General features: G+C 64.9%; 1 protein-coding gene. It reads left to right on the top strand.

Annotation, left to right across the window (positions count from 1 at the left end; all coding sequences use genetic code 11):
• A partial coding sequence (locus tag AC1D0P_RS27855; protein WP_477679689.1) for an alpha/beta hydrolase occupies nt 1-542 on the top strand: 542 nt, incomplete at both ends.

Raw genomic sequence — 542 nt, 5'->3', positions numbered from 1 at the left:
GTGTCGGCTCGAACGGCGCCGACATCAGCCAACTGGCTTCGGTTTGGCAGTCCAGGCTGCCGACCACGGCTTTTGCAGCGCCGGATGCGCCGCATCGGTCGAGTTACGGCAATGGCTATCAATGGTTCAGCGTCGTCGGCGTGACCGAAGAAAATCGTCCTGGGCGAATCGTCGAGGCGCGCGCTTCCTTCGATGGGACGGTCGAGCAGGTGCTCGACGAGCATGGTTTTGCCGATCGTCTCGACAGGGTTGCCTTTGTCGGTTTTTCGCAGGGCACGATCATGTCGCTCGACGCCATCGCTTCCGGGCGCTGGCCTGTCGCCGGCGTCGTCGGCTATTCCGGCCGCCTCGCCTCACCGCCGCCCCTGAAGCCTTCGCGGGATATTCGGGTGCTGCTGGTGCATGGCGATGGGGATGCGGTGATTCCGGTCGGTGAGACACCGGCGGCGACCGCGTCGCTGCAGGCGCTCGGCGTGCCGGTGGAAATGCATATCCTGCCTGGCATAGGCCATACGATCGACAGCAAGGGAGCGGCACTGGGC

This window comes from Polaromonas sp. P1_G2, from assembly GCF_056405515.1.
The sequence above is the reverse complement of the archived record's forward strand: the minus strand, read 5'-3'. Positions and strand labels throughout refer to the sequence as shown.